Origin of the sequence: Streptomyces sp. HUAS CB01, from assembly GCF_030406905.1 — a bacterium.
Taxonomy (GTDB): Bacteria; Actinomycetota; Actinomycetes; order Streptomycetales; family Streptomycetaceae; genus Streptomyces; species Streptomyces chengbuensis.
On sequence record NZ_CP129137.1, the window covers coordinates 7,631,165 to 7,652,786 of the forward strand.

The 21,622-nt window shown below is 73.0% G+C and carries 14 protein-coding genes; 5 read left to right on the forward strand and 9 right to left on the reverse strand.

The genetic code is table 11. From position 1 onward, the window contains the following. Positions 1–8 precede the first annotated feature (8 nt). A complete protein-coding gene (locus tag QRN89_RS33440) occupies positions 9–1,574 on the reverse strand; it encodes an amino acid permease (RefSeq protein ID WP_384861546.1) in 1,566 nt (521 codons plus the stop codon). A 650-nt stretch (positions 1,575–2,224) separates the two neighbouring features. On the opposite strand from QRN89_RS33440, the gene QRN89_RS33445 reads away from it, so the two are divergent. Together QRN89_RS33445 and QRN89_RS33450 are read left to right on the forward strand one after the other, a co-directional pair. Then, positions 2,225–3,649 (forward strand): DEAD/DEAH box helicase, encoded by a 1,425-nt coding sequence (locus tag QRN89_RS33445; RefSeq protein ID WP_290353155.1) that lies wholly within the window; start codon positions 2,225–2,227, stop codon positions 3,647–3,649. Positions 3,650–4,177: 528 nt separating this feature from the next. Further along, positions 4,178–4,666: a GNAT family N-acetyltransferase gene (locus QRN89_RS33450; protein ID WP_167746090.1), complete on the forward strand. Its 489-nt coding sequence runs from the start codon at positions 4,178–4,180 to the stop codon at positions 4,664–4,666. Between the two features lie 756 nt (positions 4,667–5,422). Here the strand turns inward: QRN89_RS33450 and exaC are convergent. The 4 genes from exaC to QRN89_RS33470 form a co-directional block, all read right to left on the reverse strand. After that, positions 5,423–6,946: an acetaldehyde dehydrogenase ExaC gene (gene exaC, locus QRN89_RS33455; protein ID WP_290353156.1), complete on the reverse strand. Its 1,524-nt coding sequence runs from the start codon at positions 6,944–6,946 to the stop codon at positions 5,423–5,425. A gap of 204 nt (positions 6,947–7,150) precedes the next feature. Beyond that, entirely contained in the window at positions 7,151–8,935 is a 1,785-nt protein-coding gene (locus QRN89_RS33460) for a VanW family protein (protein ID WP_290353157.1), read from the reverse strand. A gap of 289 nt (positions 8,936–9,224) precedes the next feature. After that, on the reverse strand, positions 9,225–9,920 hold the full coding sequence (locus tag QRN89_RS35685) for an aldo/keto reductase (RefSeq protein WP_356948703.1): 696 nt from the start codon (positions 9,918–9,920) through the stop codon (positions 9,225–9,227). 406 nt (positions 9,921–10,326) lie between these two features. After that, on the reverse strand, positions 10,327–11,610 hold the full coding sequence (locus QRN89_RS33470) for a GAF domain-containing protein (protein ID WP_290353158.1): 1,284 nt from the start codon (positions 11,608–11,610) through the stop codon (positions 10,327–10,329). A 628-nt stretch (positions 11,611–12,238) separates the two neighbouring features. Here QRN89_RS33470 and QRN89_RS33480 point away from each other — a divergent pair. Beyond that, complete coding sequence (locus QRN89_RS33480; RefSeq protein WP_290353159.1) at positions 12,239–12,793, forward strand: GNAT family N-acetyltransferase; 555 nt, start codon at positions 12,239–12,241, stop codon at positions 12,791–12,793. A 188-nt stretch (positions 12,794–12,981) separates the two neighbouring features. On the opposite strand, the gene QRN89_RS33485 is transcribed toward QRN89_RS33480, so the two are convergent. From QRN89_RS33485 to QRN89_RS33495, 3 genes are all read right to left on the reverse strand, one after another. Beyond that, positions 12,982–13,530, reverse strand: coding sequence for a DUF1062 domain-containing protein (locus QRN89_RS33485; protein ID WP_290353160.1), 549 nt, complete (start codon positions 13,528–13,530; stop codon positions 12,982–12,984). Positions 13,531–14,008: 478 nt separating this feature from the next. Next, entirely contained in the window at positions 14,009–15,427 is a 1,419-nt protein-coding gene (locus QRN89_RS33490; protein ID WP_290353161.1) for an SWIM zinc finger family protein, read from the reverse strand. Further along, the gene (locus QRN89_RS33495; RefSeq protein ID WP_290353162.1) at positions 15,424–18,297 is read right to left on the reverse strand and encodes an SCO1167/SCO6262 family helicase; all 2,874 of its coding nucleotides are present in this window, start codon (positions 18,295–18,297) and stop codon (positions 15,424–15,426) included. The genes QRN89_RS33490 and QRN89_RS33495 overlap by 4 nt, the downstream gene beginning before the upstream one ends. A 240-nt stretch (positions 18,298–18,537) precedes the next feature. On the opposite strand from QRN89_RS33495, the gene QRN89_RS33500 reads away from it, so the two are divergent. Both QRN89_RS33500 and QRN89_RS33505 read left to right on the forward strand, forming a co-directional pair. Beyond that, positions 18,538–19,743, forward strand: coding sequence for an acyl-CoA desaturase (locus QRN89_RS33500; RefSeq protein WP_290353163.1), 1,206 nt, complete (start codon positions 18,538–18,540; stop codon positions 19,741–19,743). 75 nt (positions 19,744–19,818) lie between these two features. Next, positions 19,819–20,004 carry a tail-anchor membrane protein gene (locus tag QRN89_RS33505; RefSeq protein WP_017950017.1) on the forward strand — a complete coding sequence of 62 codons (186 nt, stop codon included), beginning with the start codon at positions 19,819–19,821 and terminating at the stop codon, positions 20,002–20,004. A gap of 128 nt (positions 20,005–20,132) precedes the next feature. Here the strand turns inward: QRN89_RS33505 and QRN89_RS33510 are convergent, their stop codons facing one another. Next, positions 20,133–21,518, reverse strand: a complete 1,386-nt coding sequence (locus tag QRN89_RS33510) for a tannase/feruloyl esterase family alpha/beta hydrolase (RefSeq protein WP_290353164.1) — start codon at positions 21,516–21,518, stop codon at positions 20,133–20,135. Between the last annotated feature and the right edge of the window lie 104 nt (positions 21,519–21,622).

The following is a 21,622-nucleotide window of genomic DNA, read 5'->3' on the forward strand; positions in this document are numbered from 1 at the left end:
GCCCGGTCTCAGCCGCGTACGGGCTCCGGCTCCGGCTCGGGCCGCGCGGTGGCTCCTTGCCCCGGGACGTCCCGACGCCGGCGGTACCCGCGGTACGCCGCCCCTGCCGTGAGCGTGGCCGCGAGGACCAGGACGGTGAACCACCGGAAGTACCAGTGGCCGCCCTCGGGGTCGTACACCTCGGCGCGCGGCCAGGCGAGGTTGACCGTCATGAAGAGTCCGTAGGCGACCGCGAGCGCGTTGACGGGAAGTCCCCAGCGGCCGAGGGAGAACAGCGTGCGGCCGAGCTCGTCCCGCTCGTCGTCGGCCGGAGGCCGCCACTCGCCCCGCAGCCGCCGGACCAGCATCGGTCCGGTGACCATGGCGTACGCCAGGTACACCATCGCGATGCACGTCGTGCCGATGGCGAGGAACGCCTGCGGGGAGGCGAGGTTGAGCAGGAGCAGCAGTGCCGCGCCGACGCCGACCGTCACGGCGGCCGTGCCGGGCATCCCGGTCCGTCGCGGAACCCGCGCCAGCGCCGCCGACCGGGGGAGGGCGCCGTCGCGGGCCATGGAGAAGAGCATGCGGGTCGCCGAGGTCTGGATGGCGAGGGTCGCCGCGCAGATGGCGACCGCCACGTTGGCGAGCAGGATCCTGCCGAGCCCGTCCCCGAGGGTGCTGGTGAGCACGTAACCGAGGCCCTCGGTCGCGAGCCGGCCGTCGGTGAGGCTGGGCGCGGCGAGCAGGCCGCCGAGGAGGAGCAGTCCGCCGCAGACGCCGGAGGTCGTGAGGGCGGTGAGGGTCGTCCGGGGCGCGGTGCGCCGGGGATTGACGGTCTCCTCGCTCATCTCGCTCGCGCTCTCGAAACCGATCAGCACGTATGCGGCGGTGAACGATCCCACCAGAAGCGCCGTGATCAGACCGCCCTGCCCGCCGGTGTGCAGGGTGATGCCGGGATCCCGCTCCGCGTGCGTGGCCAGCAGAGTGACGATCAGCACGACGCCGCCGATCTCGGCGGTGACCCCGATGGTGTTGACGGCCGACAGCGCGCGGTTGTCCAGGACGTTGAGCAGGGTGGTGAGCGCCAGCAGGACGAGGCCGAGGAGGGCGGCGTTGGCGGCGCCGCTGGTCGTCGTGGGCGACGGGTCGCCGCCGACGACCTGGAAGCCGGGCCAGACGGCGGGCAGCACGACCTGGAGGGCGAGTGCGGCGGCCGCGACCACCACGATCCGTCCGGTCACCATGATCCAGCCCGCGTACCAGCCGAAGGCGGGGGAGCCGAGCCGGCTCGCCCACTGGTAGATCGCCCCGGCGATGGGCATGCGGGCGGCGAGTTCGGCGAAGCAGGCGGCGACGAGGAGCTGCCCGACGAGGACGGCGGGCCAGGTCCAGAAGAAGAGCGGCCCGCCGAAGGAGTATCCGAGGGCGAAGAACTGGAAGACCGTGGTCAGCACGGAGATGAAGGAGAACCCGGCGGCGAAGGAGGCGTACCGCCCCATCCGCCGCCGCAGTTCCTGGGGATAGCCGAACGAGGCGAGCGCGCCGGCGCCCCCGGGCGGGGGAGATGCCGGTGGTGTGGGATCGGTGGTCATGGTCATGGCGGGCCCCTGTCGCGGAGGTGAGGGTCGTCCCTGCGAATTCCTGTCGGTTGACAGAAATTAGGGACGACCCGTTTCCGCCGCGTGTCGCGGCCGTGTCCCGCCCGTAAGTGACTGCTCTCCTGTCGGTCCGCCGGGAGTCCGCTCATGGCCACACCGGCCCTCCAGGGCACACCCGTCACCCGAACCTGCATCAGACCCCTGGATACGGGCGAGCAATTTCCAGACGGGCGGACAGACTTGGCGTGCTGGAAGAACCCCGGCGCTTTCGGGGAATAGCTGCAAAGGATGTTCTTCCTCCGCTGGTGGTACACGGCCTGATCTGCCGCTGAGCTGAGGAAACGAGTGAAGTCGCGCAAGAAGAGGTGGAGTCGGTCCGCTCCTGGTCCGGATCTTGGTGGCGGGGGCCGCGCTGGGCGTCGATGCCGGGGGTGTTCTGGGCTCACCACCTGGCTCCGCACAGGCAGGTCCGGCTGTCGTCCCTCGGCTGAGCGGTGCGGCGCGGGAGGCCCCGGAGGGTGTGCCCCGTGCTAACGTTGCGCTTTTGCTGTGCCGCTGCTCGGTGCTCCGTTGGGTATCTCTGATCGGCGGCCGCTTCCCTGCCGCGCCTTCCTCGGTACGGTCCCTTCGGAGGAAGGCTTTCTGTGAGCGAATCAGCACGTGCCGGTGCTTGGCAGCAGGACTGTGTGTCCGAGGCGTCGGGCGCAACTTCGGCGATGCCCGCCGTGGCCTCCTTCGCACCGCTGGGACTGCCGACCGAGGTTCTGCAGGTGCTCGACGAGCATGGTGTCACTGTGCCCTTCCCCGTCCAGGCGGCGGCGCTGCCGAATGCGCTCGCGGGACGGGACGTCCTGGGCCGGGGCCGCACGGGATCCGGCAAGACGCTCGCCTTCGGCCTGGGGATGCTCGCCCGGACGGCCGGGCGGCGCGCGCAGCCCAAGGAGCCGCTGGCGCTCGTTCTGGTGCCCACCAGGGAGCTGGCGCAGCAGGTCGGTGAGGCGCTCACCCCGTACGCCGAGGCACTGCGGCTGCGGCTCGCGACCGTGGTGGGCGGCGTGTCCATCGGACGGCAGGCCGCCGTGCTGAGGGATGGCGCCGAGATCGTCGTCGCCACGCCCGGTCGGCTGCACGACCTCATCGAGCGCAAGGGCTGCCGACTGGGACGGGTGCGCATCACGGTCCTGGACGAGGCCGACCAGATGTGTGACATGGGGTTCCTGCCGCAGGTCACAGAGATCCTGGACCAGGTGCGTCCCGACGGGCAGCGCATGCTGTTCTCCGCCACCCTCGACCGCGACGTCGACCAGCTGGTGCAGTGCTACCTGCGCGAGCCCGCCGTCCACTCCGTGGACCCCTCGTCCAGCGCGGTCTCCTCGATCGAGCACCACGTCTTCGTCGTGCACGGCCCGGACCGGTACGCCCTGACCACGGAGATCGCCGCCCGGGACGGCCGCGTCCTGCTGTTCCTGGACACCAAGCACGGCGTCGACCAGCTCACCCGGCATCTGCGGGCCAGCGGCGTGGCCGCCGCCGCCCTGCACAGCGGGAAGTCCCAGCCGCAGCGCACCCGGACCCTGGCCCAGTTCAAGAACGGGCAGATCACCGCGCTGGTAGCGACGAACGTCGCCGCACGCGGCCTGCACGTCGACGACCTCGACCTCGTGGTCAACGTCGACCCGGCCACCGACCCGAAGGACTATCTGCACCGCGCGGGCCGCACGGCCCGGGCCGGCCGCTCCGGCACCGTCGTGACACTCGTCGTTTCGGGACAGCGTCGCGAGACGAGCCAGGTCGTGGCGGACGCCGGCGTCGCCCCCAAGGTCACCGAAGTGCGGTCCGGCGAGGCGGAGCTGAGTCGGATCACCGGCGCCAAGGCCCCCTCCGGAAAGCCTCTCGACGGCGGGTCGGCCGTACCGCGCCCCAAGAACCACAACGTGCCGTTCGGCGGCCTGGGCAGTACCAAGGACGCGAAGAGCGGTTCCGGTGGCAGGTCGTCGTCCCGCAAGAGCAGCGAGGCCCGCAAGCTCGCGGAGGCCCGCAAGGCGGCCCGGGTGCGGCGCGGCGGCTGAGACCGGCTTCCCGGGACTGCCTGGCGGTGTCTTCGTCTACGTTGCTGGACGGATACGCGAGACCGGAGATCGGCCGGGGTGCACCGGACGGCGTCACGTACGGGTGACCGCGCGCAGGGGAGGCGTGCAGGGGAGGCGTGCAGCGATGGAGAACGGCGCGGACCTGCCACGGGGGATCGCTGTCTACACCCGATGTTCCGGGCCCCGGGGACGGCGAGGGCGTGGCTCAAGCCGCCGGGGCCGGAGAACAGGTCGAGGACGATCCGTCTCAGGAGGCTGGCTCGACACTTTCCTGTGCCGGCTCGGCTTCGCCACGGCAGGCCCGGGGAGAACAGCCCTCGACCCTACCGCTCCAGCTCCTCCGCGCCGATTCGTGCGTCCAGCGGCTGCTTGGGGGCGGCCGATCCGGCGGCAGTGACGTGGCCGATCGGGGCCCGGGCAAGCGGTTACCGGGAGCGGTGCAGGAACGCCTGCCCGAGCAGTCGACCCGCCGCACGAAGACACTCCCCGGTGCGAAATACTCTCCCGATGAGTTCACGCACATCCCCGATCAGCCAGCCGATCACGATACGGAGGGCCGTCGCGCGGGATGCCAAACGGCTCACGCGGCTTGTGCGCGGCTCAGGCGCCTACGAGGGTAAGTACGCAGCCGCAGTGGCGGGCTACCGGGTCGGTCCCGATTACATCGAGGCCCACCGCACCTTTGTGGCCGTCGCGGCCGACGAGCATGGAGGCCGGGTCCTCGGGTTCTACTCGCTCGTCCTCGCTCCACCGGAGCTCGACCTGCTTTTCGTCGCCGACGAAGCGCAAGGACGGGGTATTGGACGGCTGCTCGTGGCGCACATGCAGTCCGAGGCCCGTGCCGCCGGGCTCGACCGACTCAAGGTCGTGTCGCATCTTCCCGCCGAGGACTTCTACCACCGTGTTGGTGCGGTGCGGACCGGGACCGCGTTCGCGAACCCACCCGCCGTGCCGTGGGACCGTCCCGAATTCGAGTTTCGCATTCCTTCGGAATGACGCGGTGTGACGCTCGTTTCAGGCTCTGTACGCCCGCACGCTGCGCGGCGAGCCGAGAAACCGGTGCTGACCCGGTCCTTTCCACGGCTCGCGCAGGCCGACACCTTCCGATGGCTCATCATGCGGAGTGCGTTGCCACCCCGACCTGCTGGGGTGGCTGCTGACTCCCGTGCCCCTGACGGTACCCGGAGAACGGGACGAGCTGATCCATTGCCTGTGCGAACATCTTTTCCCGACGGAGCGGGGTACCCGCAGCGGGTGCCTCGACACGATCGGATCACGCCGGCGTCCGGAACAGGCAGGGGTGAAAGCGGTACCACCTTCCGTGGCCGAACCGTTCGCCCGGTGCTGGAGAAGTCGAAGGTGACGTCCGTGACCGCGAGGAGCAGCCCCGCACGACGTCCGGGTGGCGTGGGGCTGCGGCGCAGCCGCAGCGATACGCGAAGCCCCCGCCCGTGATCACACAGAAGAAACACGTCACCCGCTGAGAACCGATGCGACGGTCGGTGCGCGAGTGACGGGATGCGCGCCCGGCATCCGATCTGATGCGGTGCCAGGAGGCGTTCTCATGGGCTCGCGGCACTCATGAGCGACTCGTGGGGTGATGTCGTTCGGCGCCGTTTGGTCCACGACTGGTCCGGGGGACTCCCTTGGGTGTCAGACAGTAGCGCGAAGGCTCCAGCCAATCACGGATTGTAGTCGTCATCTCGGGTTGCCTGGAGCGCAACGATGCCTCCAGGCAACCGACTCCAGGCTCTAGAAGAAGCCAAGCTTCTGAGGGCTGTAGGAACAAAGAATGTTCTTCGTCTGCTGGTAGTGGTCCAGCATCATCTTGTGCGTCTCCCGGCCGATACCGGACTGCTTGTAGCCGCCGAAGGCCGCGTGCGCGGGGTAGGCGTGGTAGCAGTTCGTCCAGACCCGGCCGGCCTGGATCGCGCGCCCGGCGCGGTAGGCCTGGTTGACGTCCCGCGTCCAGACACCGGCACCGAGACCGTAGAGCGTGTCGTTCGCCGTCTTGATGGCGTCGTCGAAGTCGGCGAACGAGGTCACCGCGACGACCGGGCCGAAGATCTCCTCCTGGAAGACCCGAATCCGGTTGTCGCCCTCGAAGATCGTCGGCTGGACGTAGTAGCCGCCCGCCAGCTCACCGTCGTACTCGATGCGCTGGCCGCCCGTGAGGATCTTCGCGCCTTCCTGTTGGCCGATGTCCAGGTACGACAGGATCTTCTGCAGCTGGTCGTTGGAGGCCTGTGCGCCGATCATCGTGTCCGTGTCGAGAGGGTGGCCCGGGACGATCGCCTCGGTGCGGGCGATGCCGGCCTCCAGGAACTCGCTGTAGTGGCCGCGCTGGATCAGTGCACGCGACGGACAGGTGCACACCTCGCCCTGGTTGAGGGCGAACATGGTGAAGCCCTCCAGCGCCTTGTCCCTCAGCTCGTCGTCGGCCGACCAGATGTCGTCGAAGAAGATGTTCGGCGACTTGCCGCCCAGCTCCAGCGTGACGGGCTTGATGTTCTCCGCCGCGTACTGCATGATCAGCCGGCCTGTCGTGGTCTCGCCGGTGAAGGCGACCTTCGCCACCCGGGGGCTCGACGCGAGGGGCTTGCCCGCCTCGACGCCGAAGCCGTTGACGATGTTCACGACTCCCGGCGGCAGCAGATCGGCGACGAGCCCCATCCAGTAGTGGATGGACGCGGGCGTCTGCTCCGCGGGCTTGAGCACCACCGCGTTGCCCGCGGCCAGGGCGGGGGCGAGCTTCCAGACGGCCATCAGGATGGGGAAGTTCCACGGGATGATCTGCGCGACGACCCCGAGGGGCTCGTGGAAGTGGTACGCGACCGTGTTGTCGTCGAGTTCGCTGAGCGAACCCTCCTGGGCGCGCAGCACACCGGCGAAGTACCGGAAGTGGTCGATGGCCAGCGGGATGTCGGCGGCCAGGGTCTCCCGGACCGGCTTGCCGTTCTCCCAGGTCTCCGCGACGGCGAGCTCCTCCAGATGGGTCTCCATCCGGTCGGCGATCCTCAGCAGGATGTTGGCCCGGGCGTCCGGCGCGGTGCGCCCCCAGCCGGGCGCCGCCGCGTGGGCCGCGTCCAGCGCGCGCTCGACGTCCTCGGCCGTGCCGCGGGCGACTTCGGTGAATGCCTTCCCGTTGACGGGGCTCGGGTTCTCGAAGTACTGGCCACGGGCGGGCGGTACGGACTCGCCGCCGATCCAGTGGTCGTAGCGGGACGCGTACGTGACGATCGCACCCTCGGTGCCGGGCGCGGCGTAACGGGTCATCTCGGAGGCCTCCCGGGTTCGCCGCCGTCCGCCGTCGGACGGCGTTTCGACGCCGAAGCTAGAGCGGCGGACGTTGCAACCCCGTTGCGCCCGCGCCCGCCCCGGTGCCCCGGGGAGTCGCGGAGGGCCGTGCTGGGGCCACCGCGGGCGATGCGCTTCCCCGCAGGTGGCCCGCTCCTGTCACCGGGCCCCGGTGGCGTCGGCTCAGTGGGCCTCGGTGGCGTCGGCCGCCTCGGCGGCGGGCTTCGCCTCCTGCTCGCCGGCGCCCGGGGCCTGCTCCTGCGGGGTGCAGACGACCTCGTCGCGCGGCGTGTAGTGCGTCGTGAAGTTCTCCCGGCCGACCTCGCGGCCGTTCTTGACGAAGTGGCGCCCGACAGCGACATCGAAGCCCTCGAGCGGCGTCTGGACCTCGCACTCCTGCCCGCTGCCCTTGCGGATGCCCGGCTCCTTGACGTTGGTGCGGGGGCCCTTGGTCGCCCGGACCTCGTCGTACTTCTTCGTGCCGAGGAACGTGATGGTGACCGAGGTGTCCGTGGACTCGGCCTTCACATAGAGCGCGTTGCCGGAGTCGTTGAGCCAGCGCAGGTCGAGCGTGCCCCAGGCCACCGTGGCCTCGCGGCCCTCCGGGTAGCGTTCGATGTAGAACGAGTGGGCCCCGTACTCCACCGGCTTGACGCCCGCGAAGAACACGGCGTTGAACATCGTCGTCGCGACGGCGGAGACGCCCCCGCCCGGCGACTTCACGTACTGGCCGTCGTTGATCATGATGCCGTCGACGAAGCCGTTCTCCTTGGTGCGTTCACCGACCGTCCGGTTGAAGCTCCACTCCTTGCCCGGCAGGACGACGGAGCCGTCGATGCGCTCCACGGCGCGGGCGATGTTGGTGACCCGGTAGGGAGCGGTGGGGAAGTTGACGGTGAACGAGGAGACCTTCTCCTTGATGCCCAGGCGCCGTGCCGACTCGCCGGTGAACTCCGGCTGGACGGTCTTCGCCGGTATCTCCCCGGTGCGGGCCGCGCCTTCGCGGGTCAGCAGGGGAAGCACGGCGTTGCCGAAGGCCTGCTCCTCGATCTCGTGGCCGACCCGGGCCTCTTGGGTCACCACGACCCGGTCCCCTTCGAGCCCGAGGACCGCGTTCCGCGGTCCCTGCGCGGCCTCGCGCACCTGGCCGGCGACCTCGGGGTCGTTGAGCAGCCCCTGCGAGTCCAGGGCCGGGGCGAGCCGGCCGTCGGCAGCCGGCTTCATGGTCAGATGCCGGCCGAGGGCCGAGGGACCGACGGTCACGGACCGTCCGTCGAGGGTGAGCGTGACGGGACCGGACATCGCGGGCTGGGCGAAGTCGTTCATGGCCCGGTCGGTCTCGGCGCGGCCTATGTGCGGAGGCGTCCGCTTCACCGGCATCACGACGGGCGACCGGTCCGCGCGCAGGTAGCCCTCCCGGAGGGCGTCCGGGGCGCGGTCCCTCACCAGGGACGTACCGATGACCGGTGCGACGGCCGCCGCCTGGCCGTCCTCGAACGATATGGCGCCGTCGCGCACCTTCCGCTCCGCGGCCGACGCCATGCGGTCGACGGCGGCCCGGTTCTTCCGGTCGTCCACGCGTATCACGGGCTCGATGTCGCGGTTCTCCGCGGTGAAGAGCCTTCCGATGACGCTGACGGGGTCGAGCGAGTCGTTCACGGCACGGCCGGCGGTCGCCGACGTGTCGACGGACAGGCCGAGCGCGGCGGGCTCGGCCCTCTCGACCCGGTCCCCGATCCGGAGCGTGAGCGGAGCGGCGAAGGTGCCCGTGAGCTCCCGGTCCAGGGTCCGCTGTGCCTCCGGCCGGCTCATCCCGCCTATGTCGACTCCGCGCACCCGGGTGCCGTCGGGGACGTCCCCGGCCGCCAGCCCCGCCGCGTACAGACCGCCTGCGGCGAGGACGACCGCCCCGCCCGCGACGGGCAGAACGAACCGCCGGTTGCCCGCTGCGCGGGTTCCGCGTGCCATGAGACTCCCTCGGCGTCGGTCGGCCGCAACGACGCCCCCGGCGGGCCGCCGGTGCAGCCCGGTGAACGTGGTCGGACTTACCACCATCCACTGAAACAGGCTGAAAGTGACCTTAATGTGACAGTTTTCACGAACTGCGCTCCGCATGGTCCGGCCCTCGGGCGAGGGCCGGAAACCGCAGGTCAGGCCACGGGTACGACAGGGCCGGTGACGACGGAGGCCTCGCCGCCCCGGACGGTGTCGCGAACCGCGGCGCTCGCCTCGTGCGGGACCCCGAGCGGGACGGCACTCACCTCGGTGAGGCGGTTGTGCTGGTCCTCGGTGAGGCCACCTCGAGGGCGCCGAGGTAGTCCTCCAGCTGCGCCGTGTTCCGGGGCCCGATGATCGGGACGTACGACGTCGTGGCGCGGGCGGCCCGCTCCCTCAGCCGGGCGACCGAGACCTGTGCGGGGGAGGCGCCCGTCTCCTCCGCGACCGCGAGGACCGTGTCGACGACCGCCGTCTTCTGGTCGCTGGACTCGGTGTGGACGAGCGTCCTGAGGTCGCTGAGACGGCCGTCGGTGCCCCGCCGGTACTTGCCGGTGAGCAGTCCGCCGCCCAGGGGCGGCCACAGGGCGGCACCCAGGCCCAGTGCCTCGGCCATCGGCAGCAGTTCTCGGTCGGTGGTGCGCTCGACCAGGCTGTACTCGACCTGGATGCCGGCGACCGGGGCCCAGTTCCTCAGGTCCGCGAGCGTCGCGGCGCGGGAGACGCGCCAGGCGTCGACGCGGCGCTCGTCGAGCCGGCGCGCCGGGGAGCGGCAGCCCGACTGAGACCGGCGACCGCACGGGCGGACGCCCGCGCTGACCGTGGTCGCCGCCCCGCGGGCGTACGACGCCCCCGCGGCGCGGTCGGCGGGCGAGCCCGGCCGTCGCCGGCCAGAGGGACCCCTCGACCCCGGTCCGGTCGGGGGTCGGGGTTTCGGCCTTGTGCCGGTCGGGGGGATCGCCCGGCCCTCGGTGGGACCGCCTGGCCTCGGTCTGGGGCGGGGGTTCGGCCTTGTGGCGGTCGGTGGGGCGGCCGGTCACGGTCCGGTCGGGGTCGGGGCTTCGGCCTTGTGCCGGTCGGGGGATCTCCCGGCCCTCGGTGGGCGGCCGGGCGTCGGTCCGGTCGCCTGGGGCCGCGCTGATCGCCTGCGTGGCACGGGTCAGGCCCTGCGGCCACGTCCGGGGCGGAGGACCCGCGTTCCCGGTGGGCACGGCGGCGTCCTGATCACGGTCACGTCGGGTCAGGTCGGCGCAGCATCCGGGCCCCGGCCACGTCCCGGTCGGCGGGACCGCCCGGTCGGCGTGAGGCGGCGAGCCGTGGTCGCATCCCGGACACGAGCTCCCGTCGCAGCGACCCCCGAGCCGTCACCCCGGGTCCCCGAGGTGCGCCCGCGCCCCGTCCCCGTACTCCCGGTCGAGGGCGCGGGCCCGTGCCTGCGCCGCGGGGCGCCGGTCCTCGGGGAGGGCGGCGGCCAGCGCCCGCCAGACGGCGAGGTCGTCCTCGCCCCACGGGCTGTACGCCCAGTCCGCCAGCAGCCCCGGGTCGCCGCGCGCGATCAGGGCGGTGCGCAGCTGGTCCCGCAGCCGTTCGCGCAGGCGCGCCACCCCGGGCGCCCGGGAGCCGGGCAGGAGCGGCCCGGTGTACTCCCCCAGCGCCGCCGCGACCGCCCCCGAGGCGAGCCGTCTTCCCACCGTGCCGAAGTCCGCGTCGACCGGAACGGCCACCCGGTACGGACGCGACCGCAGCAGCCCGGGGCCCAGCAGCGCACGCAGCCGGGACAGCTCGGCCCGCAGCGTGACCGGGGTGACGTGCTCGTCCTCGTACAGCTCCAGCAGCAGTTCGTCGCCGCTCAGGCCCTCGGGACGGTGGGCGAGGATCACCACGATCTCGCTGTGCCGACGGCTCAGACGGATCTTGCGGCCCGCCACGACCAGCAGCGCCTCGTCCCGTCCCAGCGCGGTCAGCTGCGCCGTGTCGCCGAGGGGCCTCGGCGACAGCAGCGCCAGCTGCGACTCGGCGGCCCGTGCCACCGCCCCGACGAACGCCAGGCTGTGGGGGTGCGCCAGCCGGTTCCCGCCGGTGATGTCCACCGCGCCCAGGAGGCGGCCGCTGTGCGGGTCGTGGACCGGGGCCGCGGCGCACGTCCAGTCCTGCACCGGGCGCTGGAAGTGCTCCGCCGCGAACACCTGCACCGGCCGGTCGACCGTGAGCGCCGTGCCGGGCGCGTTCGTCCCCGCCACCGCCTCGGCCCAGCGCGCGCCCTCCACGAAGTTCATCCGCCGGGCCCGCTCCCGCGCCCCGCGGTGGCCCTCCACCCACAGCAGCCGCGCGTGCGCGTCGCACACCGCGACCAGGTGCTCGCCGTCGACGGCGTAGGCACCCATGAGCTCCCGGATCACCGGCATCACGCGCGACAGCGGATGCCCGTCCCGGTACAGCGCCAGTTCGTCGTCGCCGAGTTCGACACTCGCCCGGCCCTCCGGGGCGACCCTCGCCCGCGCGGACCGCCGCCACGACTCGGCCACGACCGGCCGCACGTCCGCCTCCATCCGGCCCGCCGTCGTGAACTGCTCGTACGCCCGCCGCAGCACACCGACACGCCGCCCGGCGTCGCCCCCGGGCTCCAGAGCCACCCATGGGTCCGTCAACTCGGCCTCCCGGTCCCCGGTCCGCGTCCGTGCCCATCGTCGTGCGGCCCGGCGCCCCCGACAAGGGTCACGCACCGACCACGATCCGTCACACGTCCCGGGCGATCCCCGCGTACGAGGCCGGATCGAGCACCGCGCGGATCACCGAATGTGTGGCCCGCGGCAGGGCTCCCGCGGAGCCCGGACCCGACACCGCCGACGACGGCCGGGCGGCCCGCGCCAACGGCGCAGGCACCTTCCGCTCCAGCGACGGCAGGCGTCACGGCGCCGGCCGCGACAGCGCGCCGCCCCGCACGATCGCCCGAGGGTCGAGCAGGTTCACCGCACCGGCCGGCGCGATCCCCGGCGCCGCACCCGCACCGCGCAGTGCCCGCAGTACGTCCCGGTCCCCGGCCGCCGCCCGTTCCGCCGGCAGGCGCACCGGCCGGCCGTCGTCACACGGGCCTCCGACGGTGACGTTTCGCCGTCCCGCCGGGGTGCTGTGCGTGTGGTGCGCCGCTGTGGCGGGTGTCGGGCTGCCTCCGCCGCGGACCTTCTCCGACCCGACGCGTCACCGGGCTCTCGGGCGTAACCGTGCGGTCGCGCTTGCCGGTTGCCGTCGGCGAGCCCGGTCGGATAGGAAGCTTGCATGCTAAAGGGCAGCAAGGTCGGGCTCAGGGCCCGGCACGAGGACGACATCCCGATCCTGCGGGCCGAGCTCTACGACGACGTGGTCAACGCCTCGCGGGCCGAAGGCCGGCCGTGGCGGCCGATCACACCGGGCTCGAACGATTCGCGGCTCGTGGTGGACGACGAGGAGCACGGCCACGTCCCGTTCTCCGTGGTGGAGTTGGGTGGCGGCACACTGGTCGGCACCGCGACGCTGTGGGGCATCGACAACCACAACCGGTCCGCGCACGTCGGCCTCGGACTGCTGCCGTCCGCCCGCGGGAAGGGGTACGGCACCGACGTGGTCGCGGTGCTGTGCCACTACGGTTTCGTCGTGCGCGGCATGCGGCGGCTGCAGATCGAGACGCTGTCGGACAACGCCGCGATGCTGCGTTCGGCCGAGCGCAACGGCTTCGTCCGTGAGGGCGTGCTGCGCTCCTCGGCCTGGGTGATGGGCGAGTTCCTCGACGAGGTGCTGCTCGGACTCCTCGTGGAGGACTGGAAGCCGGACTCGCAGGATCAGCCCCGGATCTGACAACTCCCGCCTGGCTCGCGACTCCTGGCACGACCACGCGCCGCGTTGCCGGCCGTGGCCGGGAGCCGTCCCGCACGTGACCCCGCGGGGCTGGCCCGGCGGCCGGCGCGGCCCCGAGCCCACGGGGCGTGCACCGGGGGCCGGTCCGGTGGATCCTGCCGGACGGGCCCCGGGCTCCCGGGGCGAACTCAGCGCTTGAGCGTAAAGCCGAAGTCGCCGGTGAGCCTGCCGCTCAGCCGGACCGCGGAGACGAGGTTCCCCTCCGTGATCAGCCTTTCGACCTCGGCCCGCGAAACGCCGAAGCCTTCGGCGATCAGCCGCACCGGCCGGACGGGGATCCGCGCCGCGAAGCGGACCGAGACGTCGATCACCTCACGGTCCAGGTGATCCGATCCGCCGGTGTCGAGGCGCCACGCGTCGTCCCAGTCGAGGGCGATGCGATTGCCGCGCCGCATGACCGCATCCTGGAGCAACTCGGCTGCCAGGCCGAGGTCGTTGTCATGCAGCCGGTCGAGCAGTTCCGGTCGTACGGAGCGCACGTTCCTCCGCTCCAGGACCGTGAGCTTCGTGGTTTCCCCGCACGCGGTGCAGAGCGCGAGGAGCCAGGCGTCGATCAGCTTGTGGTTGGCGTTGACGCGGAATTTGCCGTTCGCCCGGAAACGCCCGGACGTGCACCCGTGGCAACGGCGGAGGACGAGCGGCAGGCAGGTGGGTACGACGACCCAGGTGTTGAGCACAGAAGGACACCGTTTCCAGTGAGAAGTCCGCAGCAAGAAGCAGCGCGGCGCACATGTGCGACGCGCGACGAATCAGCGCTCGGGAGTCCTCACAGGGTGTACAACGGCACGTCCTTGTCCAGACGACTGGGCTCGGGCGCACGGTAACCGGGCACAGCGGCGCCGCTCCACTGGTTTTCGGGCGCCTCACCGCCGGGTTCCTCCGGCGGATCGGGGGGCGAGGCGGGAACCGGACTGCGGCGACGACGCCGTCGAAGCCCCGCCTCGGGCACCTCGTCGTCAGGGCCCCGGAAATGCCCTGGGCTCGCCGATCGTCCGCTCGACCTCGCTCCCACGCCGGTCGTCCTCTCGTCGACGCCGACGGGCCGACCGCCCCCGCCGCCCGGGCACGTGCGGTCGGCCCGCTGCGGTGGCTCCGCCAACGCCCGCCTCACCGGCACGACTTCGGCCATGCGGCCTCAGCGGGCCCGCTCGCCGTTCAGGCCTCCCCGTCCCCCGACGGGCTCGACGACCCCGGCCCGAACCCGTCGAAGGAGCCGCCGGACAGGCCCTGGACGTCCGCGGTGCGGAAGGAGGCCAGTGCCGAGGCCGGGTCCGGGGCCGGCGGGCCCGCGGGGGACCAGGGTGCGCCGGCGGCACGGGTGAAGACCCACCAGTACCCGTCCGCCCCGACACGAAGTTGCGTCCCAGGCCCCGCGGTCCACCGCCCGTTCCCCGCCGCGCGCAGCGAGGGGCGCTCGTCCTCGTCCCAGTCCGCGGTGAGCCGCAGGCGGGACGTCGCACGCGCGAGGACGTCGTCCGGGACGGGCTCGCCGTCCAGTACGGCCAGGCCCGCCGCGCCCCCGAACCGCCAGGCCCGAACCGCGAGTCGGAAGCCGGGACGGCTCCGGCCGGAGCCCGCGACGAGCCGGTCGGCGACGGCCGGCGGGAGCGCGTCGCGTGCCGTCGCGGCAAGGCGCACCGCGTCCTGACCCGTCGTGAGCCCGGTCGTGAGTCCCTCCGCGAGACCGGCTGCGACGCTCTGTCCGCGGCCCTGCCCCGCCGGTCGCGTGGACAGCGCCTCCGCCAGCATCCGCCGCGCCCGTACCGCCGCGTCCGCGGCCAGGAACTCCAGTGCGGCCGGGTCGATTCCCTCCGGCGCACCCGTCTCGGTGTCCAGCGACGGCGGCAGGCCCGGCGCGTCCGGCAGGGGCGGCGCGGCCGGCGGTGCCGACGGGACGCCCGCCGCCGCGAACGCCTCGGCCGCAGGTACTCCCGCGGTTCCGGCCGCCCCGGAGGCTTCGGACACCCCGGCGGACTCCGGCGCGGACGGCTCCGCCCGGGCCGCGCTCCGCACCTGCAGCGCGTCGAGCAGCCGGCGCTCACCGCGTCCCCGCAACAGCAGCAGGACGAACGGGTCCTCGTCCAGCAGCCGTGCCACCTGGTAGCAGAGGGCCGCGGTGTGCGGGCACAGGTCCCAGGCGTCGCACGTGCACTCGGGCTCCAGGTCGCCGATGCCCGGGAGCAGTTCGACGCCCGCCTCCGCCGCGTCCTCCACCAGGTGCGGGGGCATGTCCCGGTCCAGGAGCGCCGCGATGTGACCCGCGCGGTCCACGGCCGTGTCCAGGAACCGCTCCCAGGCGTCGTCGGTCAGCTCCTGCAGCAGCACATCGCTGCGGTGACCGGTGCCGTCGCGGTCCCTGACCACCGCCGTGATCCGCCCGGGCCGGACGGACACGGCCCCGACCGCGCCGTCCCGTGCCTGCCGGCGTCCCTTCTTCAGCTGCTCCGTGTCCAGGGCGCTGTCCTCCAGGGCCTTCACCCAGGCCCGGCCCCACCAGGTACCGGCGAAGCCCCGGCCCCGCGCGGGCGGCAGGGCGACGAACGTCCGTTCGTCCTCGTACGCGTCGTCCGTCATCGTGCGCCCCCTCGCAGTGCGACCAGCTCCGCCAGTTCGGCGTCGGTCAGTTCGGTCAGTGCGGCATCGCCGGCGCCGAGCACCGCGTCGGCGAGTTCCTTCTTGCGCTCGAGCATCGCGGCGACCCGGTCCTCGACGGTGCCCTCGGCGATCAGCCGGTGGACCTGCACCGGCTGTGTCTGGCCGATGCGGTAGGCCCGGTCGGTGGCCTGTGCCTCGACGGCCGGGTTCCACCAGCGGTCGTAGTGCACGACATGACCGGCCCTGGTGAGGTTCAGCCCCGTGCCGGCGGCCTTCAACGACAGCAGGAAGACCGGCACTTCACCGTCCTGGAAGCGCTGGACCATGGCCTCGCGTTCCGGAATCGGCGTACCGCCGTGGAGCAGTTGTGCCCCTGTGCCGCGCGCCGCGAGGTGCCGTTCCAGCAACCGGGCCATGCGTACGTACTGGGTGAAGACGAGCACGCTCGCGCCCTCGGCGAGGATCGTGTCCAGGAGTTCGTCGAGCAGTTCGAGCTTCCCGGAGCGGTCGGCGGTCCGTGGCTCCTCCTCCTTCAGGTACTGGGCGGGGTGGTTGCAGATCTGCTTCAGCGAGGTCAGCAGCTTCACCACGAGCCCGCGCCGCTCCATGCCGCCGGCCGCCGAGATCGCCGCGAGCGTCTCCCGGACGACCGCCTCGTACAGACCGGTCTGCTCCGCGGTCAGGGCGACCGCGCGGTCGGTCTCGGTCTTCGGCGGCAGTTCGGGAGCGATGCCCGGGTCGGACTTGCGGCGGCGCAGCAGGAACGGGCGGACCAGCGCGGCCAGCCGTTCGGCGGCTGCGGTGTCGCCGCCCTCGACGGCCTGTGCGTACCGCGACCGGAAGGTGCCGAGCCGGCCGAGCAGCCCCGGTGTCGTCCAGTCGAGGATCGCCCACAGCTCGGAGAGGTTGTTCTCGACGGGCGTGCCGCTGAGAGCGACGCGCGCCTTCGCCCCGATGGTGCGCAGCTTCCGCGCCGTCGCCGCGTAGGGGTTCTTGACGTGCTGGGCCTCGTCCGCGACGAGCATGCCCCAGGCCGTCTCCGCGAGCCGCGCCGCGTCGAGCCGCATCGTGCCGTACGTGGTGAGGACGAACTCCCCGTCCGCCACGCCGTCCAGGGTCCGGGACGGCCCGTGGAAGCGCCGTACCGGAGTGCCGGGGGCGAACTTCTCGATCTCCCGCTGCCAGTTGCCCATCAGCGAGGCGGGGCAGACGACGAGGGTCGGGCCCGCGGCGGACGCGTCGGTCTGCCGGTGCAGATGCAGGGCGATGAGCGTGATGGTCTTGCCCAGACCCATGTCGTCGGCGAGGCAGCCGCCGAGCCCGAGCGAGGTCATCCGGTGCAGCCAGTTGAGCCCGCGCAGCTGGTAGTCGCGCAGGGTGGCGGCGAGTGCGGCGGGCTGCGCGATCTCCTGTGCTCCGCCCTCGGGATCGGCCAGCCGCTCCCGCAGCCGTTCCAGCCATCCGGACGCCTCGACTCCGACCCTGCGGCCGCCGGCGTCCACGGACCCGGTGAGCACCGCGGCCAGCCCCTCGACGGGCGTGACCTTGTGGTCCCTGCGAGCGCGGGCCAGTCGGACCTCCTCGGGATCGACGAGCACCCACTGGTCGTGCAGCCGCACCACGGGCCTGCTCGCCTCGGCGAGCCGGTCCAGCTCGGCACGGCTCAGCTCCCGGTCGCCCAGTGTGAAACGCCAGTCGAAGGCGAGCAGGGCGTCGGCGGCGAGGAACGACGGCAGCGCGGATCCGCTCTGGTCCGCACCGGCCCCCGCGGCTCCCTCGGGCGGCCCGATCACGGCCCTGGCGGTGAGGGTGCGGACGAGCTCCCGGGGCCAGCGGACCTGTACGCCGGTCGCCGCGAGGTCGCGCGCGGCATCACCGAGCAGTTCGGCGACCTCCTCGTCCGCGAGGTCGACGGCGTCGGGCACGGCCGCGGACAGCAACGGTGCGAGGGGCGCCCATGCCCGTGCGGCCCGCCGCAGGGCGAGCAGGGCGTCCATGCGGGCACGCGGCCCGAACGCCTCCTCCTGCCCGCCCGCCCACACGCTCGCGGCGTCCGCGACCAGCGCGGGATCGCTGACGCTGTGCAGTTGCGGCACGGCCCGGAACGACGGTCCCTCCCGGTGCCCGGCCGTCCCGGACGCCTCGTCCCCCTCGGTCCGCCCCAGCACGTCGACGCGCAACGACAGCCGCACGCCCGCGTCATGACCGGACGCCACGTCCTGTGCCCACGTACGTACCCCGGGCGGACGCACCGGCTCCTCGGCGGCGAACGCCCCGGAACCCGCGGCGAGCGGGGCGGCGGGTGTCCGCGGCAGTACGTCCGCCACGGCGTCGAGGAAGGCCCGCAACAGCCGCTCGGGTTCGGGGAGCAGCACCGGCGAGGCCCCCGCGTCGAGGGGCACCGCGTGCGCGGTCGGCGGCATCGAGGCGGCGAGGGTCCGCACCCGCTCCCCGTCCTCCGCCGTCAGCGGACCGATCCGCCAGGCGTCGTGTCCGCCGACTCCGATGCCGGGCAGCAGCAGCCCGCGGGCCGCCAGGTGGAGCGCCAGCGCGGTGGCGGCGCCCCAGAACGCGGCGGCGGGGGAGGCGCCGTCCGCCGCAGGAGCCCGGAGGAGCACCGGCAGGGCGTCCCGTACCGGCAGCAGGCGGGCGGTCACGGCGTGGGTCCGGCCGCCCGGGCCGGCGACGGTCAGCTCCGCGGGCGTACCGGCGCCTGCCGGGGGTTCGGTGCCGTCCGGGTGCCAGAAGGCGACCCTGCCGGTGCGGGGCGGGTCCGCCGGCAGGAGCACGGCGGAGCAGCCGACGAGCCCGGAGTCCTCGGAGGGTGGTGCCGCGGAGGGCCTGTGCACAGCGATGGCGGATTCCTCAAATTTGACTAGTCGGGGCGGGAGCCGCCGAGGATACCCCAGGGGCGCCCCCGGGCGGGACTGGTGCCTGCACCATCCCGTCGCCCCGGCAGTCCCCCCGTCGGGTCCGGGGGATGCCGCCATGGTCGTCAAGGGGCGCCGATTCCTAGGTTTCTTCAGGTCAGAGCAGTTCAGCAGAGGATCGCGCCGGACGGCGCGACGGCCCTGAGACCGGAGACCGCCATGCCCCAGGCCACTGCCGCCGTGCCCGCCGCCGGCGCCGATCCCGCCCCGCCGCCCGACCGGACGGTCCCCGCACCGCCCCGCTCAGCCGACCGGGCGCCCGGCAGCGACTTCGCTCCCCTCCTGCGAACCGTCAGGGAGCAGGGGCTGCTGGAGCGGCACACCGGCTGGTACGCACGCGTCATCACCCTCAACCTGCTGGGGACAGCCGCCGCCGTCACTGCCGTCGTGCTCGTCGGCCCCTCCTGGTGGGCCCTGCCCCTGGCCCTGCCGCTCGCGCTGCTGTCGGCGCGTTCCGCCTTCATCGCCCATGACGCGGGCCACGCGCAGATCACGCCGGACCGGCGGATCAGCCGGGCGTTGCAGCTCCTGCACGGGAACCTGCTGCTCGGGATGAGCCAGGACTGGTGGAACGACAAGCACAACCGTCACCATGCCAACCCGAACCATCCGGAGAAGGACCCCGACGTCGCCCCCGACGTGCTGGTCTTCGCCCGGGACCACGCCGGCGGCCGCACCGGCTTCCGCGGCTGGCTCACCCGCCACCAGGCCGCGCTGTTCTTCCCGCTGACCACCCTCGAAGCCCTGTCCCTGAAGGTCTCGGGCCTCCGGCACGCCTTCTCGCGACGGGCGGACGGCTCGGGCCGGGACGCCCCGGGGCGGAGCGGGCGGTCCGCCGCCGGACGCGCGGTCGAGGGCGGTCTGCTCCTCGCGCACGCCGGCGGCTACCTCACCCTGCTGCTCGCCGTCCTCACCCCCCTCCAGGCGCTCGTCTTCGCCCTGCTGCACCAGATGCTGCTCGGACTTCACCTCGGTCTGGCCTTCGCGCCCAACCACAAGGGCATGGAGAAGCCCGGCACGGAGCCGGGCGAGCGCTGGGGGCATCTGCAGCGGCAGGTCCTGACCTCGAGGAACATCCGGGGAGGCAGGCTCACCGACTGGTTCCTGGGAGGGCTGAACCACCAGATCGAGCACCATCTCTTCCCGAGCATGCCCCGCCCGCACCTGAGGCTCGCCCGGCCGCTGGTCCGCGACCACTGCGCGCGCCTCGGCATGCCGTACACGGAGACCGGGGCGATCGACTCGTATCGTCGGGCCCTCGGCCATCTGCACGAGGTCGGGAGCGGGCTGCGGTCGCGGGAGACCGGGCAGGACCCCGGGTCCGGGGGCGTGCGCGGGGCCGCGGAGGACGCGGGTGCCGCCTGAGGGAACCGCCGGGCACGCGGGCGCGTTGTCACTGCAGGGAGCGGCGGCCCGAGGGCCGCGGACGGAGGCTGCGAAATGTCGACAGGTGCGAAGATCGCCATCGGGGGAGTGGCCGTCGGCCTTCTCCTGATCCCGCTGATCGGATTCTGGATGTCGCTGCTGGTGATCGTCGGAGTGCCCGCCGTGGCCTACTTCGCGCTCGACCCCTCGCAGCGCCGCCGGCTCCGCCGGATCAACAACCGCAAGCAGATCGGGCGCTGACAGGGGGCTCCACCTCGCCCTCGCCGGTGACGACGCGTCGGTGACGTCGTGCCGCGGTACGACGTCACGCCCGCGGAACGGGCCGTCGGCACGCTGCGGCCCCGGGCCGGGCGAGGAGGAGCGGGCGGTCAGCTCAGCGCACAGGAGTTCACCACATCGCCGCTCGCGGGCCTCGGGATCCTCCGGTCCGCGGGCGGTGCCGCGCCCTTCTCCACCCAGCCTGTCAGCGCCGTGAAGGCCGCCCGGTAGCACGGCAGGATCGGACGCAGCCGGTCCGGATGGGTGTCGTACAGGGCGTCCGTGTGGGTGCCGTCCTCGACCGTGTAGTAGCGGTGCAGCTGCGCGCGCCCCCGGTCGTCGACCATCCCCGCGTAGACGTCGGAGTCCTGACGGATCGGCAGCAGGGTGTCGAGATCGCCGTGCAGCGTGATCATCGGCTTGCCGATCCTGCCCGTGAGCGCCACCTTCGCCAGTGCCTTGCGCACCGACGCGGGACGTGCCGCGAGGTCGTAGACGGCGTCGGAGGGGCAGGCCGAGAAGATCTGCTCGGGGGTGGAGCCGGCCGAGGCGCCGGGGCAGTGCCGGTCGTACGCCGGGTCGAACTCGGCACGGAAGATCTTCTGCGTCAGGCCCCAGTACACCTTCTCGTGGTACGGCCACAGGAACTCCGAGCCCGGTGCGAAACCGGCCGCCAGCAGATCCTCGTCACCGGCCCGACCGAGGCTGCGGGCCACCGTGACCGGCAGGTCCGTGAGCAGGTTCGGACCGCGCACGGTCCACAGGGCGCCCTCCCAGTCCACGCCCCCGTCGTAGAGCCCCGGGCGGTTCTCCAACTGCCAGCGCGTGAGGTAACCGCCGTTGGAGATGCCCGTCATGTACGTACGGGCCGGAGCGTGCCCGTAGCGCTGCCGGGCGGCGCTCTTCGCCGCCAGGGTCAGTTCGGTCACCCGACGGTTCCACTCGGCGACGGCGTCACCGGGGGCGCGGCCGTCGGTGAAGAAGTCGGGCCCGGTGTTGCCCTTGTCGGTGGCCGCGTACGCGTACCCCTGGGCCAGTACCTGGTCGGAGATCAGCGCGTCCGTGGCGTACTGGCGGCGGGTTCCCGGGGCGCCCGTGACCACCAGCCCCCCGTTCCACCGGTCCGGCAGCCTGATGACGAACTGGGCGTCGTGGTTCCAGCCGTGGGTCGCGTTGAGGCGCGAGCCGTCGGGGAAGTAGCCGTCGATCTGGATGCCCGGCACCCCGGAGGGACGGCGGGTGCCGGCCGCCGCGAGTCCCGCCTGGTCCGCCATGTCGGTGTACGGCGTTCCGGCCAGCCCGGCCGTCGTCAGATCGCCGAGACAGGCCGACCGCTGGTGCGCGGCGCCGGGCACGTCGAGCCGGTCCTGACGTGCGCAGTGGCCGGAGGGCGCCCCGGCCTGCGCCGGGTCGGCGCCGGCGAAGGACGTGGAGGTGAGGGCCAGGAGCAGCGCGGCGAGTACCGGTGCTCTCCGGGGCGTACGGGACAGACGCATGGCGGCGGCCTCCGAATGAACGGCGAAAGGGTGGGTGCGACGCCCCAGCGTGCTGTGGGCCCCTTCGCCCGGCCATGGGCGCGGCCCACACCTCGGACACCCCG